Below are 20,309 nucleotides of genomic sequence, written 5' to 3'. Positions count from 1 at the left end.
ATGACTGAGAACTACACGGCTCTCTACGAAGAGCACAAGAAACTGGGCGCCTCCTTCACCGACTTCGGTGGCTGGCAGATGCCATTGAAGTACAGCTCCGAACTGGCCGAGCACCACGCCGTCCGCAAAGCCGCGGGCCTGTTCGACCTCTCCCACATGGGCGAAGTCTGGGTCACGGGTCCGCAGGCCGGCGCCTTCCTGGACTACGCCCTGGTGGGCAAGCTGTCCGCCATCGCGGACGGCAAGGCCAAGTACTCGCTTATCTGCAACGCCGACGGCGGCATCATCGATGACCTGATCGTCTACCGTTTCGGTGACGGGAAGTACCTCGTGGTCCCCAACGCAGGCAACGCACCCACCGTCGCCGCCGCCCTGGCGGAGCGCGCTGCGGGCTTCGACGTGAAGGTGGAGGACGCCTCCGCGGCAACCTCGCTGATCGCCGTCCAGGGTCCCAATGCCGAGGCCATCCTGCTGAAGCTGACGGACGAGGCCCAGCACGCACTGGTCAGCGACCTGAAGTACTACGCGTTCAACGAGCTGACCATCGCAGGCCGGGACGTCATCCTGGCCCGCACCGGTTACACCGGCGAAGACGGCTTCGAACTGTTCATCGCGAACGAGGACGCCGCTGACCTGTGGGCCAAGGTGGCCGAGGCCGGCGAAGAATTCGGCATCATTCCGTGCGGCCTCGCTTCCCGCGACTCGCTGCGTCTGGAGGCCGGCATGCCGCTCTACGGCAACGAGCTCTCGCTCGAGCGTTCACCGTTCGACGCCGGCCTGGGCCCCGTTGTGGCGCTCAAGTCCAAGGAAGGCGACTTCGTGGGCCGCTCCGCCCTCGAAGCTGCCAAGGAAGCCGGTTCCAAGCGCAAGCTCGTGGGCCTGAAGGGCCTCGGACGCCGCGCCGGCCGTGGCGGCTACCCGGTCCTCAAGGACGGCAACGTCGTGGGCGAAGTGACCTCCGGCCAGCCCAGCCCCACCCTCGGCTACCCGGTTGCACTGGCTTACGTCGATGTCGAGCACGCCGAACTCGGCACCGCCCTCGACGTCGACCTGCGCGGCAAGGCAGAGCCGTTCGAGGTCATCGCCCTGCCGTTCTATAAGCGCCAAAAGTAGCCTCGGCGCTTCCCCACTCTTGAACACCAAACTTAAGGAAAAACACCATGGCTAAAGTTGCCGCTGAACTGAAATACTCCGCCGAGCACGAATGGATCGCCGCTGACGGCTCCGGCCCGTCCGTGGTGGGCGTGTCCGCTGTTGCCGCCGAAGCGCTGGGCGACATTGTCTACGTGGACCTGCCCGAGGTTGGCTCCACGGTGACCGCAGGCGAGACCTGTGGCGAGATCGAGTCCACCAAGTCCGTCTCGGACCTCTACTCCCCCGTCACGGGCGAGGTCACGGAAGTCAACGACGACGTCGTCAGCGACCCTGCCGTGATCAACAATGACCCGTACGGCGCCGGCTGGCTCTTCAAGGTCACCGTCACCGAAGAGGGCCCGCTGCTGTCCGCAGAGGAATACGCCGAAGCAAACGGCGGCGAACTGTGAGTGCCCCCGCTGACACCGCAGTGTTCGAGCAGGTAGTCTCCCCGAGCCTCAACGCCGACCTGTCCGCGTTGGACCCCGAAATCGCCGTCAAGATCGACGACGAACTGGGCCGCCAGCGTGAGGGCCTGGAAATGATCGCTTCCGAGAACCACACTGCCGTGGCGGTCATGCAGGCGCAGGGCTCCGTCCTGACCAACAAGTACGCCGAAGGCTACCCGGGCAAGCGCTACTACGGTGGCTGCGAGCACGTGGACGTCACCGAGCAGCTCGCGATCGACCGGGTCAAGGCGCTCTTCGGTGCCGGGTTCGCCAACGTGCAGCCGCACTCCGGCGCCCAGGCCAACGCCTCGGTGATGCACGCGCTGATCAAGCCGGGCGATACCATCATGGGCCTGAACCTGGCCCACGGCGGCCACCTGACCCACGGCATGAAGATCAACTTCTCCGGCAAGCTCTACAACGTGGTCCCCTACCAGGTCCGCGAAGACACCCACACCATTGACATGGCAGAGGTGGAACGGCTGGCGCTGGAAACGAAGCCGCAGCTCATCGTTGCCGGCTGGTCGGCCTACGCGCGCCAGCTGGACTTCGCGGAGTTCCGCCGCATCGCCGACCTCGTGGGCGCCTACCTCATGGTGGACATGGCGCACTTCGCCGGACTGGTGGCAGCCGGGTTGCACCCCAGCCCGGTCCCGTACGCCCACGTGGTCACTTCCACCACGCACAAGACCCTCGCCGGTCCGCGCGGCGGCATCATCCTCTCCAACGACGCCGACATTGCCAAGAAGATCAACTCGGCCGTGTTCCCCGGGCAGCAGGGCGGCCCCCTTGAGCACGTCATTGCCGGCAAGGCCGTCGCGTTCAAGATCGCGGCGTCCCCCGAGTTCAAGGAAAGGCAGGAACGCGTCCTGCTCGGCGCATCCATCCTCGCCGAGCGCCTGGTCCAGCCGGACGTCACCGCAAAGGGCATCAGCGTGGTGTCCGGCGGCACGGACGTGCACCTGGTCCTGGTGGACCTGCGCAACTGCGAACTGGACGGCCAGCAGGCAGAAGACCGCCTGGCCGCGATCGACATCACGGTCAACCGCAACGCGGTCCCGTTCGATCCGCGTCCGCCGATGGTGACCTCGGGCCTGCGCATCGGAACCCCCGCCCTGGCCACCCGTGGCTTCGGTGAGGCTGCCTTCCGCGAGGTCGCCGACATCATCGCCGAGGCATTGATTGCCGACGCCGACGCCGACCTTTCCGGGCTCCGTCACCGCGTCGAAGCACTCGCCGCAGCCCACCCGCTGTACCCGGGGCTCTAGTCCCCCCATGGGTTTCGACGGGTTCAACCACCGGTGGTTGAACCCGTCGAAACCTACTTATTAGCACTTAGTTAGGAACCGTCATGGCTGTTGGTGTCTTTGATCTTTTTTCGATCGGGATTGGCCCGTCGTCTTCGCATACGGTGGGGCCGATGCGGGCTGCTGCTGTGTTCGCTGAGGAGCTTAAGGCCTCCGGCAGGCTCGCTGAGGTCGTGTCGCTGCGGGTTGACTTGTATGGGTCGTTGGCCGCGACGGGGCATGGGCATGGGACGATGACGGCGGTCCTGTTGGGGTTGGAGGGGTTCCATCCGGAGTTGATCCTGCCCGATGAGGTCGAGGAGCGGTTGGCCTCGATCGCGGAGACCGGGGTCCTGAACCTGGCCGGGTCGGTGTCGCTGCCGTATGGCGTCAAGGACATGGTGTTGCGGCCGTTGACGGTGCTGCCGCGGCATACGAACGGGATGACGTTCACGGTCAGCGACGCTGCCGGGGATGTGGTGCATGCGGCGACGTTTTTCTCGGTCGGTGGCGGGTTCATCGTCCGGGAGGGGGAAGAGGACGCGGCGCAGCAGGAACTGGACGCGTCCAAGGAGGTGTTGCCGCTGCCGTTCCGGACCGCGGCGGAGTTGCTGGAGCACTGCGCGGTGACCGGGCTGGGGATCGCCGATGTGATGTTCAGGAATGAGTTGGCCTCCCGCTCGGAGGAGGAGATCCGTGCCGGGCTGCTGCATATCTGGTCCGTGATGGAGAACTGCGTGCAGACCTCGCTTAAACGCGAGGGGGTGCTGCCGGGCGGGTTGAAGGTCCGCCGCCGCGCCCCGGACTGGTATGAGCGGTTGAAGAAGGAAACCGCCCGTCCCGAAGACGCCGGCCATGACGGGCAGGACCATCACGACCCACGGTATTGGCAGGAGTGGGTTAACTTGGTGGCGTTGGCCGTGAACGAGGAGAACGCCTCCGGTGGCCGGGTGGTCACCGCGCCGACGAACGGGGCGGCCGGGATCATCCCGGCGGTGCTGTTCTATGCCCTGCATTTCGCCCCGGGCATGGACCAGGCAACCCAGGCCGACCGGGACGGTGTGGTGGTGCGGTTCCTGCTCGCCGCCGGCGCGGTCGGGGTGCTCTACAAGGAACAGGCCTCGATTTCCGGGGCCGAGGTCGGTTGCCAGGGCGAGGTCGGCTCCGCGTCCTCGATGGCCGCCGCGGGCCTGGCCGAGGTCATGGGCGGCACGCCCGCGCAGGTGGAGAACGCCGCGGAAATCGCGATGGAACACAACCTGGGCCTGACCTGTGACCCGATCGGCGGGCTGGTCCAGGTCCCCTGCATCGAGCGGAACGCGATCGCCGCCGCGAAAGCGATCAACGCCGCGAAAATGGCGCTCTGGGGCGACGGCACCCACCGCGTCTCCCTCGACGAAGTCATCATCACCATGCGCGAAACCGGCAAAGACATGTCCGACAAATACAAAGAAACCGCCATGGGCGGCCTCGCCGTCAACGTCGTCGAATGCTGACCCAGGTCCCGCGCCCCACCGGCAAGACCCGAACAAAGGAAATACGATCATGACGCTGGCACCTGAAGGCCGGAAGATGCTGCGGATCGAGCAGCGCAACGCTGCGGTCCCGGTGGAGCGCAAGCCGGAATGGATCAAGGCCAAGGTCCAGATGGGCCCGGAGTTCGTCGGGCTGAAGAACCTGGTCAAAAAAGAAGGCCTGCACACCGTCTGCGAAGAAGCCGGCTGCCCCAACATCTTCGAATGCTGGGAAGACAAGGAAGCGACCTTCCTGATCGGCGGCTCCGAATGCACCCGCCGCTGCGACTTCTGCCAGATCGACACCGGCAAACCCTCCCCCGTGGACAGGTTCGAACCCACCAAGGTGGCCCGCTCCGTCCAATCCATGCAGCTGCGCTACGCCACCGTCACCGGCGTGGCCCGCGACGACCTCGAAGACGAAGGCGTCTGGCTCTACGCCGAAACCGTCCGCAAAATCCACGAACTGAACCCCGGCACCGGCGTCGAACTGCTCATCCCCGACTTCTCCGGCAACCCCGACCACATCAAGGCGATCTGCGACTCCGCCCCCGAAGTCTTCGCCCACAACGTCGAAACCGTCCCCCGGATCTTCAAAAGGATCCGCCCCGCGTTCCGCTACGAACGCTCCCTGGACGTCATCACCCAGGGCCGGAACCTGGGCATGGTCACCAAATCCAACCTCATCCTGGGCATGGGCGAAACCCGCGAAGAAATCAGCGAAGCCCTCCGCGACCTCCACGCCGCCGGCTGCGACCTGATCACCATCACCCAGTACCTCCGCCCCTCCGAACGGCACCTGCCCGTGAACCGCTGGGTCAAACCCCAGGAATTCGTGGACCTCCAGCACGAAGCCGAAGACATCGGCTTCCTCGGCGTCATGTCCGGACCCCTGGTCCGCTCCTCCTACCGCGCCGGCCGCCTCTGGGCCACCGCCATGCGCAAAAAAGGCCGCGACATCCCCGCCGAACTCGCCCACATCGCAGAAGGCATCCAAGACTCCGGCACCACCCGCCAGGAAGCCGCCACCCTCCTCGCAGGCTAGGCCACTGCCTTCCGGCCTGGTGTTGTTTGGGGGGCACCAGGCCGGAAGGCGGCAGGAAAGTTGGTGCGGCCCAGCGAGGCTGCCGGGGCGCTGCAGGACAATTCGCTCAGCTGTTGCCGCGCACCACGGGGATGCTCGCCGTCGGCAGCCCGCTGGGGAACACCGTGGGTTCCGGTTCCACCACGGGCTCCAACGGCAGCTGCACGGGCGTGTTGTCCACCGTCACCCGCCGGCCGCGGACATCCACCTCCAGCGGCCCGCCGTCCTGGACCGTCAAGGTGATGGATCCGGCGCCGAGCTGGACCAACAGCAGGCGGTTCCGGATCTTCAGGTGGAAGGCCAGGCCTTCCCACTCCGCAGGCAGGCGGGGATCGAAGTACGGAACCGGGCCCTGGTCCCGCATACCCGCGAACCCGCAGACCAGCGAGCTCCACACTCCCCCGGCAGAGGCGATGTGCACGCCGTCGATCGAATTGCCGTGCGTGTCGTCGAGGTCGATGAACGCGGCATTCGTGAAGTGCTCCAGCGCCTCCCTCGAATAGCCCACCTCGGCGGCCATGATCCCCTGGACGCAGGCGGAGAGCGTTGAGTCGCCGGTGGTGATGGGGTCGTAGAAGTCGAAGGCCCGCTGCTTTTCCCCGGCGGTGAAGTCCTGCCACTGCAGGAACATGGCCAGGACCGTGTCCGCCTGTTTCAGGACCTGGTGCCGGTAGATCACCAGCGGGTGGAAGTGCAGGAGCAGCGGGTACTTCGACCGGGGCGTGGTCCAGTCCCAGGCTTCCAGGGTCATGAAGTCGTTGTCCTGCGAGTGCACCTGCATCCGGTCATCGAACGGCAGCTGCATGCGGCTGGCGGCGGCTTCCCACAACTGGCGCTCCTCCTGGGTGATGCCGGAGTGCTCGAGCGCCGCGGCAGCGCGCAGGTTGAAGCGGGCCATGACGTTGGTGTAGAGGTTGTCGTTCACCACGGCCGTGTACTCGTCAGGGCCGGTGACGCCGTGGATATGGAAGAGGCCGTCCTTGCCAAAGAAGCCCAGGGAGATCCACATCCGGGCCGTCTCGATCAGCAGTTCCGCACCCATGCCGTCCCGGAACGCGGCATCCCCGGTGGCCCAGAGGTACCTGTTGGTGGCGAAGGCGATGGCGGCGGCGATGTGGAACTGGGCGGTCCCGGCGGCGTAGTAGGCGCTGGCCTCGAGCCCGTTGATGGTGCGCCACGGGAAAAGGGCGCCGTCCACGCTCAGTTCCTTGGCGCGGATCCTGGCCTCGGGAAGCATGCCGTGGCGGAACTCGAGGACCTGCCGGGCGCCGTCCGGGTTGGTGTAGGTGAGGTACGGCAGCAGGTACACCTCCTGGTCCCAGAAGTAGTGCCCCTCATAGCCCGAGCCTGTTACGCCCTTGGCCGGGATGCCGGCAACATCCGCGCGCGCCGTCCCCTGGGCCAGCTGGAACAGGTTCCAGCGGATGGCCTGCTGCAGCCCGGGCCGGCCGCCCTCCACCACGATGTCGGAGGTGGCCCAGTAGCCGCGGTAGTGGGCCATGCTTTCGGCAAAGATGCTGTCCACCGGGCTGAGGGCTTCCTCAGCCACTGCAGCCGCGTCCACGTCCGGGTCCTGGATGCTGCGCCCGGCCGCGTAGCTGACGCTTTTCTCGAGCCGGAACGGCTCGCCGGCATCAACCGCCAGGACGTAGCGGACGGTGCTGTGGTCCTGGTCCACCACGGTTTCAAAGGGCTGGTGCCCGGCGGAGGTCCAGTGGTCCACTGCGAGGCCTACGCGCTGCTTGGATTCGGCCGCTTCCCAGGACAACCGCAGTGACCCGTCTCCGCCGTCGAGCCGCACAGGGAGCAGCACCCTGCCGGCGTGGCGTCCGGCGCGGCGGGGATCGTGCACGGAGTGGTCTTCCACGGGCTGGTCCTGGCGGTTGATCACGGCGGAGGTGACGTCCAGGGAGATTTGCCGGTCCGCGGCCACCTCCAGCGAGATGCCCAGGCTGCCGCGGGACTCATAGCCAACGGCGCGGCGTTCGGTGGTGGTCACTGTGGCGCCGGACCGGCACTGCCACGTGATGCGGCACTCGTAGATCCCGGTGGAGAAGTCGACGCTGCGCCGGTATTCCTGCACCTCGGATTCGGCGAGGGTCAGGTTTTCGCCGTCCACCACCACCGCGAAGTTGTTGGCGTCCGGGATGTAAAGGATGCGCTGGCCCGTCCGGGCAAAGCCAAAGGCATTTTCGGCGTGCTTGATGTCCCAGATCTCGTGCAGGCCATTGATGAAGCTGCCCGGCAGTTCGGCATCGGCCACTGCCCAGTGGGCGCCCCGGATGCCCAGGTGCCCGTTGCCCAGGGCAAACAGGGTCTCAAGGGTGCCCGCCGCGTCGGTTTCGTAGCGCGTTTCGACGAGCTGCCAGGGAGTGTCGGGGAACCGGTCGCGGTCCGCGGAAATAAGTGCCATGGTGGGGGTCCTTTTGGCCTTGCTGTGGTGCCGGGCTGGCCGGCACGGAGTATTTGGGGGAAGGGCGGTACTCGGATGGGCGCTGCCGGGGAAGCAGCGGTGTTGCCCCGGGGAAGGCAACGGGGGTCCTGCGGAGTTTAGGGAATGAGTTCCTGGAGGTCGCTGACCACCACGGTGGCGCCGGCGTCGAGGAGCGTTTGGCGGCCCGCGCCCCGGTCCACGCCGATGACGGAGTGGAAGGAGCCCGCGCGTCCGGCCTGGACCCCTGACACTGCGTCCTCGACCACCACGCACTCCGGGCTGGAGAGGTCCAGCAGTTTGGCTGCGTAGTCGTACGTGGCCGGGCTTGGCTTGCCGGGCAGGCCCTGCTCCGCGGCCACCACGCCGTCCACCACTACCGGGAAGTGGCGGCTGAGGCCGGCGGCTTCCAGGACTGCGGGGGCGTTGCGGGAGGAAGAGACGACGGCGACCTTGAGTCCGCGGGCAAGCGCGGCTTCGAGGAAGCGCACCGAGCCTTCGAACGGTTCGACGCCGGCACTCACGATGTCACTGAAGATGGCGTTCTTGCGGTTGCCCAGGCCATGGACGGTTTTGTTGGCCGGATCGTCGTCAAGGGGGCCTTCCGGCAGCGTGATTCCCCGGGAAGCCAGGAAGTCCCGGACTCCGTCGAAGCGGGGCTTGCCGTCGATATGGTCGAAGTAGTCGCTTTCCCGGTATCCGGGGACATCGGGGTGCGAGGCAAGGTAGCCGTCGAACAATTCCTGCCAGGCACGCTCGTGGACGGTGGCAGTGGGGGTCAGGACCCCGTCCAGGTCAAACAGGATTGCCGCGGCGCCGGTCCAGTCGGCGGGCTTGGCTGCAGTTTCCAGTGTCATCGGCAGTGCGGTGTCCTTTCGGTTGATGGACAGCCGGCCCTGCCGGGCAGCCTGAAGGATGGTTCGGCTGCGCCTCATGCGTGCAGCATCACTTCCTTGTCCGCCCACTGCAGGACCGATCATGGCCGTAGACGAGTGTAAGCGCTTGCAAATTTCGCTGGCAACTGTTCTTTCCTACCATTTTTGGGCCGGTTGACGGTCAGCGCAGGACGTAGTGGCGCAGGAACGCGCTGACGTCCACCATTTCGGCCTTGGACATTGCGTGCCCCATCCCCGGGTAGGTCCGCGCCGTCAGCTGCGTGTTCTTAGCCAGCCACTCCGCGGTGTAAGCCACCGCCTCCTCGTTGATCACCAGGTCCGCCTTGTCGCGGCCCCAGAAAAAGGGCGGCTTGTCATCGAAGGCATCCGTCATCGAAAGGAGTTCGTTATTGAGGACAAATCCGGACAGTCCCACAACGGCCCTGTAGTCATCGGGATGCAGCCGCAAGAGCGTGTTGGCCATGGCCATGCCCTGCGAATACCCCATCAGGGTGACGCTGCTGTGCTGGTCCCTCACTCCATTGATCCAGGTCCGGACCGCAGTGGCGGCAGAGATGACATCAGCGAAATCGTTCGCCAGGAAGTAGTCGAGCAGGAACCAGCCCCAGTGGTCACCGATGGGCATCGGGGCCCGCAGCGCGGCGAAGGTGAACTCCTGCGGCAGGTACTCGAACAGGCGCACCATCCGCGACTCATCCGTGCCGTAACCATGCATCATCACCAGCAAGGGAGTGCCGGCTCGCTGGTCTTCCGGCCGGGACCACACAACTGTTTCCACTGGTCAAGCCTAACCACGCGGAAGCACGCCGTCCCGGCACGGTGATTGAAACGGGAATCACCGGGAGGTAGCGTGACGCTTGACAGACAGCAGGCTTAGCTTTTGGCAGTGTACGTACCACCCTCCCGTATCGCCCTACCAGCGCCGTGCAGGCCGCGGCCATAAGGAGCAAGTCATGAGAATCGGCTCATCCATCTTCCTCATCGCCCTCGGCGCCATCCTTGCCTGGGCGGTAGCCCCCGGCCTGATCCCCTTCGTGGACCAGCAACTGGTGGGGTACATCCTGATGGCCGTGGGCGTGATCGGGTTGATCGCGTCACTGGTCCTCGCTTCCCCCGGCCGCAGCCGCCGGGTCAGCGAATCGCGTTCCGTCATCGATCCCAACACCGGCGAACGCATCACGCGGCACGAAAGCCGGGACGGCGGCATCTAGCCTGGCGCAGGCAGGGACGGGGATCCCGGGGCGTCACCAATGAACCGGAGAGCCGGGCCGGACCTTCAAGGGTCCGGCCCGGCTTTTTCGCGCCCCCGAAAAGATTTCAGGCTCGATCTTGTTTCATGTTGGTTTCCATTGACAAACCAACAGAAGCAAAGATAAAGTCAAGTAACTCAACATCAATGTGATGCCAGTCACGCCGAAGCCGGGAACGGAACAGGCGGGCACCCAGCAGGACCTACGCAACGGAGGGTACGTGTTCGCCGAAGAGCGCCAGCAGCAGATTGCCGAGCTTGTCGCCGGCAGCGGCCGGGTCAGTGTGACCCTGTTGGCTGAGCGCTTCCGCATCACCACCGAAACGGTGCGCAGGGACCTCGCCGCCCTGGAAAACGCCGGCACGGTCCGCCGCGTCCATGGCGGTGCCGTGGCCGCAGACCGCTTCAGCACTACGGAAGAAAGCGTCACCGAACGGGCCATCCAGCGGCCGGACCAGAAGGTCCGCATCGCCGAGGCAGCACTCGCCCTCATACCCCGGAACTCCTCCGCCAGCGTCCTGATGGACGGCGGAACCACCACCGAGGTCCTTGCCGACCTGCTGGGCCGCCGGGCCGCCGTCGAGCCCTCCGACGGAACCGGCCCCCGGCACGAACTGGTGGTCATCACCCACGCTGTACCCATTGCCGGCAAGCTCTCCAACGTTCCCGGTATTGCCCTGCAGATCCTGGGCGGCCGGGTCCGCGGCCTCACCCAGGTGGCCGTGGGGCAGGCAACGGTCAACGCTGCCGCCAGTATCCGCCCTGATATCGCATTCATCGGGACCAACGGCATCCACGCCACCTTCGGCGTCAGCACTCCCGATCCTGAAGAAGCCGCCGTCAAGGCAGCCTTCGTCCAGTCGGCACGCCGCATTGTGGTGCTGGCCGACTCCTCCAAGCTGGACACGGAAACCCTGGTCCAGTTCGCCTCCCTGAAAGATCTGGACACCTTGATAACAGACAGTGAACCCGGACCTGAACTCGCAGCAGCCCTGGAAGAGGCCGGCGTTGATGTGGTGGTCGCATGATCGTCACCTTCACCGCCAACCCCAGCCTTGACCGCACCGTAGCCCTCCCGGGCCCGCTGGAACGCGGCGAGGTCCAGCGCGCCGTCTCCGTCCGGCAGGAGTCCGGCGGCAAGGGCGTCAACGTCTCCCGCGCCCTGGTGGCCTCCGGGCTGGACTCCCTCGCCGTCCTCCCCGGCGCGGACAGCGATCCCGTCCTGGCCGGCCTGCGCGAAAGCGCGGTGCCGTTCGTGTCACTTCCCATCGACGAGCCGCTGCGCACCAACGTGGCGCTCACCGAGCCCGGCGGCGTAACCACCAAGATCAACGAGCCCGGCCCCGCGCTGGATGAGAACCAGCAGGAAGCCCTCATCAAGCTCCTGGTGGAAAGCTCCCGCGGTGCCGGCTGGGTGGTCCTGGCAGGTTCGCTGCCGCCCGGATTCCCTGCAGACTTCTACGCGACGGTTGCCCACCGCCTGCGTTCCTCCGCCGACGGCGCCGCCCCGCGCATCGCCGTCGACTCGTCCGGATTGCCCCTCGCCGCCGCCCTCACCGGTGGCGCGGAAGGCATGCCGGACCTCCTGAAGCCCAACGCCGAGGAACTGGCTGAGCTGGCCGCAGCTGCCGGCTTCCCCCCGGCATCCGGTGACGAACTGGAAGCGGACCCAACGGCTGCCGCAGCCGCCGCAGCCGCCGTCGTACGTTCCGGTGTGGGTGCTGTGCTGGCAACTCTCGGTTCCAAGGGAGCTGTCCTCGTCACGGCCGACGGCGCGTGGTTGGCCACGCACCCGCCGGTCGCCGCAGTCAGCACGGTGGGCGCGGGCGACTCCGCGCTTGCCGGCTACCTGCTTGCCCACGGCCGGGGCGCCGCCCCCGCCGACTGCCTTCGCCAGGCGGTGGCCCACGGTGCCGCCGCTGCCTCGCTGCCGGGTTCCACTGTGCCGGCAGTAAACCAAACCACCCCGGATGCCGTAACCATCACGGCCCTTCGAAAGGATTGACAGTGACCCAGCTCATCACCACGGACCTGGTCGAGCTCGACCAGAACCTGGGCAACGCCCCCGAGACGGTGATCCGGCATCTGGCAAGCAAGGTAGCTGCCACCGGACGCGCATCAGAAGTCGAAGGCCTCTTCGCCGATGCGTTCGCCCGCGAGCAGAAGACCGCCACGGGCATCCCCGGCGGCATCGCCATCCCGCACTGCCGCTCTGCCGCCGTCACCGTACCCACCCTGGCCATGGCCCGCCTGAATCCGAAGGTGGACTTCGGCGCCAAGGACGGCCCCGCTGACCTGGTGTTCTTCATCGCCGCTCCGGACGGGGCGGACCAGGAGCACCTGAAGCTGCTCTCCAAGCTGGCCCGGTCCCTCATCAAGAAGGACTTCACCGCGGCCCTCCGCAACGCCTCCTCCGAAGCGGAGATTGTGGAGCTCGTGGACGGTGCACTGGCGGACAAGCCTGCCGCGCACGCCGCAACTGCCCCGGCTGACGCGGTGCCCGTGGGCGCCGGCGCAACTGCCGGAGCCGCAGGTGCCGCCGCTGCCGGCGCCCATTCAGGTGCCCCGGCTGCTTCCGCAGGCCGTGGACCCAAGCGCCTCGTAGCGGTGACCGCATGCCCCACCGGCATCGCCCACACCTACATGGCGGCCGACTCCCTGGTGGCAGCCGCCAAGGAAGTAGGCGTAGACCTGCAGGTGGAAACCCAGGGTTCCTCCGGCGCCAAGGCACTGGACCCCGCGGTCATCGCGGCCGCGGACGCCGTGATCTTCGCCGTGGACGTTGACGTGCGCGGCAAGGAACGCTTTGCCGGCAAGCCCGTCATCAACGCCCCGGTCAAGCGCGGCATCGACGAGCCGGAGAAGATGGTCCAGGAAGCACTCGCAGCCGCCGACAACCCCCACGCCCGCCGCGTCCCGCACTTCGGCGCGGAGGAGCAGGCCGAGCACGAGGCTGAGGAAAAGGGTGAGCACATCGGCCAGAAGCTCAAGAAGGCCCTGCTCACCGGCGTCAGCTACATGATTCCGTTCGTGGCCGGCGGTGGCCTGCTGATCGCGCTCGGCTTCCTGATGGGCGGCTACCTGATCACCAAGTACGCGGACACCATCGTTGTCCAGAACAGCCTGTTCAACCTGCCCACCCAGTTCCCGGACAACGCCTGGGGCCCGCTGGGCGCCTACCTCGGCGCCGTCCTGTTCAAGATCGGCGCCTTGTCCCTCGGATTCCTGGTCCCGGCACTTGCCGGCTATATCGCCTACGCCATCGCTGACCGCCCGGGCATCGCCCCCGGCTTCGTCGCCGGTGCCGTAGCCGGGTTCATGGGTGCCGGCTTCCTGGGCGGCATCGTCGGCGGCCTGCTGGCCGGCTACATCGCCCACGTCGTTGGCCGCCTGCAGGTGGCACGCTGGCTCCGCGGCCTGATGCCCGTGGTGATCATCCCGCTGCTGGCTTCCCTGGTGGCATCCGGCCTGATGTTCCTGATCTTGGGCGGCCCCATCGTCGCCATCACCAACGGCCTGAACTCCTGGCTCTCCGGACTCACCGGTGCAGGGGCCATCGCCCTCGGCGTGATCCTCGGCCTGATGATGTGCTTCGACCTCGGTGGCCCGGTCAACAAGGTCGCATACTCCTTCGCCGTCGCCGGCCTCGGTGCCGCAACCATCGACAACCAGGCACCGTGGCAGATCATGGCCGCCGTCATGGCTTCGGGCATGGTTCCGCCGCTTGCCATGGCGCTGGCTTCCACCGTCCTGAACAAGAAGCTCTTCAGCCTGGCGGAGCAGGAAAACGGCAAGGCAGCCTGGCTGCTGGGCGCGTCCTTCATCTCCGAAGGCGCCATCCCGTTCGCCGCCGCCGACCCGCTGCGCGTCATCCCCGCCAGCATGCTGGGCGGCGCGGTGACCGGCGCCATCTCCATGGCTGCCGGCGTCGGATCCAAGGCACCGCACGGCGGCCTGTTCGTCTTCTTCGCCATCGACAACTTCCTGATGTTCGTCGTATCGATCGCCGTCGGTACGGTGATCACCGCCCTCTCGGTCATCGCCCTGAAGCGCTGGGCAGTCAAGAAGACGGTTGATACGGTTGAACCGGTTCCCGTAACCGTCTGATCCGGTTTAGCCACATACCTTCCCGGCGCTGAACCATCAGCACGCCGAAAGACTAAAGGAGCAAAAATGCCAGAACGCACCGCAACCGTTGCCAGCCGCGTGGGCCTGCACGCCCGCCCGGCCGCCATCTTTGCCGAGGCAGCCGGAGAGTTCGACCTGGACATCACCATTGCCCGTGAAGGCGAGCCGGCCGATGAGGCGATGGATGCCGCCAGCATCCTGTCCCTCATGAGCCTGGGCGCCTCGCACGGCGACGTGGTGGTCCTCCGCGCCGAAGGTGCGGGCGCGGACGACGCGCTGGACCGCCTGGTGCAAATCCTGGAAACGGACCACGACGCCGAGTAGCAGCCACGCTGCCTCCAGCAGTGCAACGCCGGCGGCCGCCGTCGGGCTTTCCTCCGAAAGGGAAACGTCCGACGACGGCCGCTTGGCTTTAAGCCTTCCGCCCGGCCGGGCAGGCAGCAGTCAGCCGCGCTCGGCGAGCGCCTTTACGTCCGCCACGAGCTTGTCCCACATGCCCTTGGAGTGCGCGGCAGCTTCCTCGCTGGGGTTGTTGTCCTGCGACAGCGAAAGCTTCGTGGCACCGCCCTGGTCCTCCAGCGTCCATTCGAGCGTGTGGTAGTTCTCCGGCTGGTCCGCCTGGCCGGACAAGGGACTGAAGTGGGTGTACACCAGTTTCCGGCCCGGTTCCACCGCCACGATCCGGCCCTTGTCCTGGAAGGGCTTCCCCTCCCACTCACCCTGCCAGGTGATGGGGCTGCCGACCTTCCAGTCGGTCTGCAGGGTGGCCCCGAACATGAACTCCTTCACGGCGGCGGGGTTGGTAATCACCTCCCACACACGGTCCGGCGCGGCGTCGATGCTGGTGACGGACGTTGCCACATGGTTTTCGGTCATGCTGCAGCCTTTCTTGCCGTGAAGAGCAGGTACTCCCACTCCATCTGGAACGGGGAATCGCCGTGCGCGTCACCGAAGGAATCCGCAAGGTCGGTCAGGGCCTTGTCCAGGGCCTTGACCTTTTCCTGGTCCTCGGCGAGCGACTTGTACACGGAGATGATGGGCCCGTAGTGCGACTTGAAGTACCTGACGAAGTCCCCGGGCTGGTGGAAGCTCCTGACAGCCAGGTTCTGCTTGCGGGTGTGGACGTCCGTGATCCTGGCGCCCAGCAGTTCACGGACATGCTCTTCGCTCCCCCACAGCGGGGCCGGCTGCGCGCCCGGCGGGGGCGGCGGGGCGAAAGGCTTCAGGGCGGCCAACATCTGCCCGACGAAACCCTCCGGCGTCCAGCACAGCAGGCCAATGGAACCGCCGGGTTTGCAGACCCGGAGCAATTCGTCGGCGGCGGCCTGGTGATGGGGGGCAAACATCACGCCGATGCAGGACATCACCGCGTCGAACTCCGCATCGCCGAACGGCAGGGCTTCGGCGTCCCCTTCCTGCCACTCCAGGCTGACGCCCCGGTTTGCAGCTTCCCGGCGCCCCGCCTCGAAAAGCTCCGGGGTGAGGTCGCTGGCCACCACTTCGGCGCCCATCATGGCTGCCGGAATAGCCGCGTTCCCGGTTCCCGCGGCAACATCCAGCACCCGCTGGCGCGACCTGATGCCGCAGGCCTCCACCAGGACGGCTCCGAGTTCCAGGAGCATCTCATCCGCCAGGGCGGGGTAGTCCCCCGACGCCCACATGGCCCGGTGCTTCTTCTTAAGCTCCCGGTCCGCCTCCGCTGCATCGGTCTGCTGGCTCATGTCCGTGCCCCTCTACGTGTCCGGTTCATCGGTGACAGCACGCTGTTGGCACAGCGGAGGCCGTGATGCGACTCATTGTGGACGCGATGAAGGCTGCTGTAAAGGCGCTGTTGCCGGCCGGCAGGCGCCCCCGTCCAGCCCAGCCGGTCAGGCCGGCTTGCGGGCCCGGGAGGTCTTGGCGGCGGGTTTGGCTGCGGTGGACTTGGCTGCGGTGGATTTGGCGGCCGTAGATTTGGCCGGAGTGGATTTGGCCGCTGCTGATTTGGACGCCGTGGATTTCGCGGCAGGTTTCGCGTCGTCCGTTCCGGTCTTCGCAGCCGGGGCCTTCGTTGTGGACGATCGGGCACCGGCTGTTTTCGAGCCGGATGTCTTCGCAGCTGAGGATTTGCGGGCAGGTTTGGCAGCCGCAGCTTCATCGTCGCCGGTGTCCGCTTCATCGTCGGACGCGCCGCCGGTGGAGGCACCTTCCCCGCCGCCGCGCTTCCGGTCCAGGCTCCGTTTGAGGGCCTCCATGAGGTCGATGACCTCGCCCTTGCCGCCTTCCCCGGCTTCGACGCCGAAGGTCTCCTCGGTGTCCAGCGATTCACCCTGTTCCAGCTTGGCCTCGATCAGTTGGCGGAGCTGCACCTGGTACTCATCGGTGAAGGACTCCGGCTCGAAGTCGGCAGCCATGGACTCCACCAGGGCCGCTGACATGTCACGTTCCTGTGCGGAGATCCTGATGTCCGCTTCCAGGGACGGGAAGCTTGCCTCCCGCACCTCGTCGGGCCAGAGTAGGGACTGCAGCACCAGGACGTCGTCCTTGATCCGCAGGGCACCCAGCCGCGTCTTCTCCCGCAGCGCGAACTGGACAACGGCCACCCGGTCCGTGTCTTCCAGCGCCCGGCGCAGCAGGACGTAGGCCTTGGGCGACTTGGAATCGGGCTCCAGGTAGTAGCTCTTCTCGAACATCATGGGTTCGAGCTGCTCGGACGGAACGAACTGCACCACTTCGATTTCGTGGCTGTTCTCGGCGGGAATCGACTTGAGCTCGTCCTTCGACAGCACCACCGTGCGGCCGTCCTCCTCGAACGCCTTCTCGATATCCGAGTAGTCCACCACCTCACCGCAGACCTCGCACCGGCGCTGGTAGCGGATCCGGCCGCCGTCGGCGTTGTGGACCTGGTGCAGACTGATGTCATGATCCTCAGTGGCGCTGTAGACCTTCACGGGCACGTTGACCAGCCCGAACGCGATGGCACCTTTCCAGATGGCTCTCATTCCTACAGTCAACATCAGTGCGGGCCGGAGGTGAAGACCCGTGGCAGGTAGCAGGGAACGTGTCCGGGTGGCGGGACGTGAACTCACGCTCACCAACCTGGACAAAATCATCTATCCGGACACCGGCACCACCAAGGCCGACGTGCTGGCGTACTACGCCGCGGTGGCCCACGTCCTGATCCCGGCGGCGGCGAACCGCCCGGCAACCCGCAAGCGGTGGGTCAACGGCGTGGGCACCGCGGACAAACCGGGCGAGGTGTTCTTCCAGAAGGACCTGGAGGATTCGGCGCCCGGCTGGCTGCCGCGGGCAGCGATCACCCACAAGGACCGGACCATCCATTACCCGCTGGTCAATGACACCGCCACGCTGACGTGGTTCGGCCAGATCAATTCGCTCGAAATCCATGTGCCGCAGTGGCGGGTGGATTCGCACGGCAACCAGCTCAACCCGGACCGGCTGGTGCTGGACCTGGACCCGGGCGAGGGCGCCGGACTGCCGGAATGCCGCGAGGTGGCCCTCCTGGCCCGGGCCATCCTGCAGGATGTGGGCCTGGACCCGGTGCCGGTCACCAGCGGCAGCAAGGGCATCCACCTCTACGCGGCACTGGACGGGACCCAGACCTCGGAACAAATCTCCGCCTTCGCCCGGGAACTGGCGCGCGCCCTTGAAGCGGACCACCCGGACCTTGCCGTCAGTGACATGAAGAAGACGTTGCGACAGGGAAAGGTGCTGGTGGACTGGAGCCAGAACAATGCCGCGAAAACCACCGTGGTCCCCTACTCGCTGCGCGGCAGGCCCACGCCCATGGTGGCCGCCCCTCGGACGTGGCGCGAAATCCAGTCACCGAAGCTCAAGCACCTGGACTACCAGGAGGTGCTGCGCCGGGTGCGCGACGGAAAGGACCCGTTCGCCGCCGTCGTCAACGCCGCGGCAGGTGCCGCCGGCCAGGAGGACACGCACGACGGCGACCCGCGCCTGGGCAGGTACCGCTCCATGCGGGACCCGCGGGAAACACCGGAACCATTTGCGGGGATCCCCTCCGGCGGCAACAGCTTTGTCATCCAGGAGCACCATGCCAGCCGGCTGCACTGGGACCTGCGGCTGGAACACGAAGGCGTCCTGGCGTCGTGGGCCCTCCCCAAGGGCATTCCCGCGGCCGGGGACAAGAACCACCTGGCGGTCCAGACCGAGGACCATCCCATGGACTACCTCACGTTCCACGGGACCATTCCCAAGGGCCAGTACGGGGCGGGTGAAATGACCATCTGGGACACCGGCACGTATGAGCTGCACAAGTGGATCAACGGCAAGGAAGTCATCGTCACGCTGGCCGGATCCGAAGGCGGAGGCCTGGGCGGCAGCAGGAAAGTGGCGCTCATCCACACCGGACGCGGCCAGGGCACGGACGACGGCGGCCAGTGGCTCATCCACCTGATGGACCAGGACCAGCGGGGCGGACGACGGCGGCATGCGGCTCCGGCGGCGGCACAGGAACCGTCCCGGGACGCCGGCGGCAAGGAGCCTGCCGCGGCCCCGGCACCAGCCACCAGTGCGTCCGCCAATCCCCTGGACTACGCACCCATGATGGCCACCGCCGGGGGTGCGGCAGACCTGCAGGGCAGTTCGTGGCAGTACGAGCTCAAGTGGGACGGGGTCCGGGCCCTCCTGGTGGCGGACAGCGAGAAGGTCCGCATCTTCTCCCGCAACGGCAATGATGTCACCAAGACCTATCCCGAGTTCACGGACCGGGCCTCCTGGCCGGAGCAGCCGTTCGTGGCTGATGGTGAGATTATCGCCGTCGGGCCAGGCGGAAGGCCCGACTTTGGCCTGCTGCAGGGACGGATGAAACTCACCCGGGCGGCCGACGTCGCCAAAGCCCGCACCGCCATCCCGGTCCAGCTGATGCTGTTCGACCTCCTTTTCGACGACGGCAAGGACCTTCGGCGGCTGCCCCTCAGCACACGGAGGCAGCGGCTGGAGGAATTTTTTGTGCCCTCCGGCTGCCCGGTGGACCTGTCCACGGTGCTCGAAGAATCCGTGGACCTCCTCCTCGAAAGCGCCCGGGAGCTTGGCCTTGAAGGGGTGATGGCCAAGCGGACGGACAGCCGGTACGTGAGCGGGCAGCGGACCCGGACCTGGATCAAACTCAAGACGGAGCAGACCCAGGAGGTGGTGGTGGGTGGCTGGCGGCCGGGAAAGGGCGGCCGCCAGGACACCGTGGGGTCGCTGCTGGTGGGCATTCCCGACGGCGGCAAGCTGCAGTACGTGGGCCGCGTGGGGTCCGGTTTCAGCAGCCGGGAGCTCACGGAACTGCGGCAGACGGTGGAACGCCTTGGCCGGAAAACCTCACCCTTCCACGACGTCCCCCGCCCGGATTCCGCTGATGCGCACTGGGTGTCACCGGAGCTGGTCGGCGAGGTGACCTACAGCGAGTGGACGGGGCCGGGCAGGCTCCGGCATCCCCGCTGGCGGGGCTGGCGCGTGGACAAGGATCCGTCGGACGTGGTCCGGGAAAGCTGACTCCGGCGCCCGGCAGCCGTTTTTCGACGCGCAAGCTGGTCCACGACGCACAAATGACCTGGCGCCCCCGTCTTTTCGGGGGCGCCAGGTCATTCAGGTGTCGACATGCAGGGAGCCCATCGCAGGGTGCTGCAGGTGCGCCCGCCGCACGCTACGACGAGTGCGGCATCTGCGGCCGGCCGGTCCGGTGGACCGCCACCACGGCGGCCTCGTGGCCCATCCGCCCATGGCCCGCGTTGCGGTCCTTCGGGTGCCGCCGGTTCCCGTAGCCGTCCGGCCAACCGCCCTGCCCGGCCAGGGGCGCGGCCCCGGGCGCGGCCGGGCCGGGCGTCAACGGTGCGTCCATGGCTGCGGCAAGGTGGTCCGCGACCTCAGGCTTGATGTGGAACTGGCTGGATTCTTCCATGGTCTGTTTTCCTTCTCTCCCTCGTTCTTCCTCGAAACGAAACGCCAACCAAAAGCGCCCGGGCGCGCGTGGACTACCGCCCGGAAAGAAGTGTGTTCATCGCTCTACCATAGGCACGTCAAAGGCTCCTGTGAACCCCCTTCACGGACGGTGGCCGCGGTCACTTTTGGTGCGCCAACGCAGCCCAAAACAGCCCGGAAACCGGCTGCAAACGAAAAAGTTCGGTAACA

Annotated in this window: 18 protein-coding genes; 11 read left to right on the top strand and 7 right to left on the bottom strand. The window is 66.7% G+C overall.

Annotated elements, in window-relative coordinates; genetic code table 11:
• The 5 genes from gcvT (at position 1) to lipA (ending at position 5,428) form a co-directional block, all read left to right on the top strand.
• The gene (gene gcvT, locus ACZ9J7_RS09240; protein ID WP_476208833.1) at positions 1–1,113 is read left to right on the top strand and encodes a glycine cleavage system aminomethyltransferase GcvT; all 1,113 of its coding nucleotides are present in this window, start codon (positions 1–3) and stop codon (positions 1,111–1,113) included.
• A 47-nt stretch (positions 1,114–1,160) separates the two neighbouring features.
• Positions 1,161–1,544 (top strand): glycine cleavage system protein GcvH, encoded by a 384-nt coding sequence (gene gcvH, locus ACZ9J7_RS09235; RefSeq protein ID WP_141158408.1) that lies wholly within the window; start codon positions 1,161–1,163, stop codon positions 1,542–1,544.
• Positions 1,541–2,851, top strand: a complete 1,311-nt coding sequence (gene glyA / locus ACZ9J7_RS09230; RefSeq protein WP_476208831.1) for a serine hydroxymethyltransferase — start codon at positions 1,541–1,543, stop codon at positions 2,849–2,851. Before gcvH ends, glyA begins: the two co-directional genes overlap by 4 nt.
• Before the next feature lie 83 nt (positions 2,852–2,934).
• Positions 2,935–4,365 (top strand): L-serine ammonia-lyase, encoded by a 1,431-nt coding sequence (locus ACZ9J7_RS09225; RefSeq protein ID WP_476208829.1) that lies wholly within the window; start codon positions 2,935–2,937, stop codon positions 4,363–4,365.
• Positions 4,366–4,414: 49 nt separating this feature from the next.
• Positions 4,415–5,428, top strand: coding sequence for a lipoyl synthase (gene lipA / locus ACZ9J7_RS09220; RefSeq protein WP_476208827.1), 1,014 nt, complete (start codon positions 4,415–4,417; stop codon positions 5,426–5,428).
• A gap of 106 nt (positions 5,429–5,534) precedes the next feature.
• On the opposite strand, the gene ACZ9J7_RS09215 is transcribed toward lipA, so the two are convergent.
• From ACZ9J7_RS09215 to ACZ9J7_RS09205, 3 genes are all read right to left on the bottom strand, one after another.
• Complete coding sequence (locus tag ACZ9J7_RS09215) at positions 5,535–7,880, bottom strand: glycoside hydrolase family 65 protein (protein WP_476208825.1); 2,346 nt, start codon at positions 7,878–7,880, stop codon at positions 5,535–5,537.
• 137 nt (positions 7,881–8,017) lie between these two features.
• Positions 8,018–8,755, bottom strand: coding sequence for an HAD family hydrolase (locus ACZ9J7_RS09210; RefSeq protein WP_476211825.1), 738 nt, complete (start codon positions 8,753–8,755; stop codon positions 8,018–8,020).
• 199 nt (positions 8,756–8,954) lie between these two features.
• Entirely contained in the window at positions 8,955–9,572 is a 618-nt protein-coding gene (locus ACZ9J7_RS09205) for an alpha/beta hydrolase (protein WP_476208823.1), read from the bottom strand.
• 175 nt (positions 9,573–9,747) lie between these two features.
• On the opposite strand from ACZ9J7_RS09205, the gene ACZ9J7_RS09200 reads away from it, so the two are divergent.
• The 5 genes from ACZ9J7_RS09200 (at position 9,748) to ACZ9J7_RS09180 (ending at position 14,495) form a co-directional block, all read left to right on the top strand.
• Positions 9,748–10,005, top strand: coding sequence for a DUF6458 family protein (locus tag ACZ9J7_RS09200; protein ID WP_476208821.1), 258 nt, complete (start codon positions 9,748–9,750; stop codon positions 10,003–10,005).
• A 259-nt stretch (positions 10,006–10,264) separates the two neighbouring features.
• A complete protein-coding gene (locus ACZ9J7_RS09195) occupies positions 10,265–11,071 on the top strand; it encodes a DeoR/GlpR family DNA-binding transcription regulator (protein ID WP_476211824.1) in 807 nt (268 codons plus the stop codon).
• On the top strand, positions 11,068–12,048 hold the full coding sequence (locus tag ACZ9J7_RS09190; RefSeq protein WP_476208819.1) for a 1-phosphofructokinase family hexose kinase: 981 nt from the start codon (positions 11,068–11,070) through the stop codon (positions 12,046–12,048). Before ACZ9J7_RS09195 ends, ACZ9J7_RS09190 begins: the two co-directional genes overlap by 4 nt.
• A 2-nt stretch (positions 12,049–12,050) precedes the next feature.
• Positions 12,051–14,150: a PTS fructose transporter subunit IIABC gene (locus ACZ9J7_RS09185; protein WP_476208818.1), complete on the top strand. Its 2,100-nt coding sequence runs from the start codon at positions 12,051–12,053 to the stop codon at positions 14,148–14,150.
• A 66-nt stretch (positions 14,151–14,216) separates the two neighbouring features.
• A complete protein-coding gene (locus ACZ9J7_RS09180) occupies positions 14,217–14,495 on the top strand; it encodes an HPr family phosphocarrier protein (RefSeq protein WP_142131405.1) in 279 nt (92 codons plus the stop codon).
• Positions 14,496–14,615: 120 nt separating this feature from the next.
• Here the strand turns inward: ACZ9J7_RS09180 and ACZ9J7_RS09175 are convergent, their stop codons facing one another.
• From ACZ9J7_RS09175 to ku, 3 genes are all read right to left on the bottom strand, one after another.
• A complete protein-coding gene (locus tag ACZ9J7_RS09175) occupies positions 14,616–15,047 on the bottom strand; it encodes an SRPBCC domain-containing protein (protein WP_476208815.1) in 432 nt (143 codons plus the stop codon).
• Complete coding sequence (locus tag ACZ9J7_RS09170) at positions 15,044–15,892, bottom strand: class I SAM-dependent methyltransferase (protein ID WP_476208813.1); 849 nt, start codon at positions 15,890–15,892, stop codon at positions 15,044–15,046. Before ACZ9J7_RS09170 ends, ACZ9J7_RS09175 begins: the two co-directional genes overlap by 4 nt.
• A gap of 147 nt (positions 15,893–16,039) precedes the next feature.
• A complete protein-coding gene (gene ku, locus ACZ9J7_RS09165) occupies positions 16,040–17,152 on the bottom strand; it encodes a non-homologous end joining protein Ku (RefSeq protein ID WP_476208811.1) in 1,113 nt (370 codons plus the stop codon).
• Between the two features lie 40 nt (positions 17,153–17,192).
• Between ku and ACZ9J7_RS09160 the strand changes: the two genes are divergently transcribed.
• A complete protein-coding gene (locus ACZ9J7_RS09160) occupies positions 17,193–19,673 on the top strand; it encodes an ATP-dependent DNA ligase (protein ID WP_476208810.1) in 2,481 nt (826 codons plus the stop codon).
• Positions 19,674–19,824: 151 nt separating this feature from the next.
• On the opposite strand, the gene ACZ9J7_RS09155 is transcribed toward ACZ9J7_RS09160, so the two are convergent.
• The gene (locus tag ACZ9J7_RS09155; RefSeq protein ID WP_476208809.1) at positions 19,825–20,079 is read right to left on the bottom strand and encodes a hypothetical protein; all 255 of its coding nucleotides are present in this window, start codon (positions 20,077–20,079) and stop codon (positions 19,825–19,827) included.
• Between the last annotated feature and the right edge of the window lie 230 nt (positions 20,080–20,309).

Source organism: Pseudarthrobacter sp. TE9888 (genome assembly GCF_056279345.1).
The sequence above is the reverse complement of the archived record's forward strand: the minus strand, read 5'-3'. Positions and strand labels throughout refer to the sequence as shown.

Coding starts and splice junctions, on each gene's coding strand:
- ACZ9J7_RS09175 (WP_476208815.1), bottom strand. CDS start 15,047: ATGACCGAAAACCATGTGGCAACGTCCGTCACCAGCATCGACGCCGCG.
- ACZ9J7_RS09215 (WP_476208825.1), bottom strand. CDS start 7,880: ATGGCACTTATTTCCGCGGACCGCGACCGGTTCCCCGACACTCCCTGG.
- ACZ9J7_RS09170 (WP_476208813.1), bottom strand. CDS start 15,892: ATGAGCCAGCAGACCGATGCAGCGGAGGCGGACCGGGAGCTTAAGAAG.
- ACZ9J7_RS09190 (WP_476208819.1), top strand. CDS start 11,068: ATGATCGTCACCTTCACCGCCAACCCCAGCCTTGACCGCACCGTAGCC.
- ACZ9J7_RS09210 (WP_476211825.1), bottom strand. CDS start 8,755: ATGACACTGGAAACTGCAGCCAAGCCCGCCGACTGGACCGGCGCCGCG.
- ACZ9J7_RS09225 (WP_476208829.1), top strand. CDS start 2,935: ATGGCTGTTGGTGTCTTTGATCTTTTTTCGATCGGGATTGGCCCGTCG.
- ACZ9J7_RS09200 (WP_476208821.1), top strand. CDS start 9,748: ATGAGAATCGGCTCATCCATCTTCCTCATCGCCCTCGGCGCCATCCTT.
- ACZ9J7_RS09180 (WP_142131405.1), top strand. CDS start 14,217: ATGCCAGAACGCACCGCAACCGTTGCCAGCCGCGTGGGCCTGCACGCC.
- ACZ9J7_RS09155 (WP_476208809.1), bottom strand. CDS start 20,079: ATGGAAGAATCCAGCCAGTTCCACATCAAGCCTGAGGTCGCGGACCAC.
- gcvH (WP_141158408.1), top strand. CDS start 1,161: ATGGCTAAAGTTGCCGCTGAACTGAAATACTCCGCCGAGCACGAATGG.
- ku (WP_476208811.1), bottom strand. CDS start 17,152: ATGAGAGCCATCTGGAAAGGTGCCATCGCGTTCGGGCTGGTCAACGTG.
- lipA (WP_476208827.1), top strand. CDS start 4,415: ATGACGCTGGCACCTGAAGGCCGGAAGATGCTGCGGATCGAGCAGCGC.
- gcvT (WP_476208833.1), top strand. CDS start 1: ATGACTGAGAACTACACGGCTCTCTACGAAGAGCACAAGAAACTGGGC.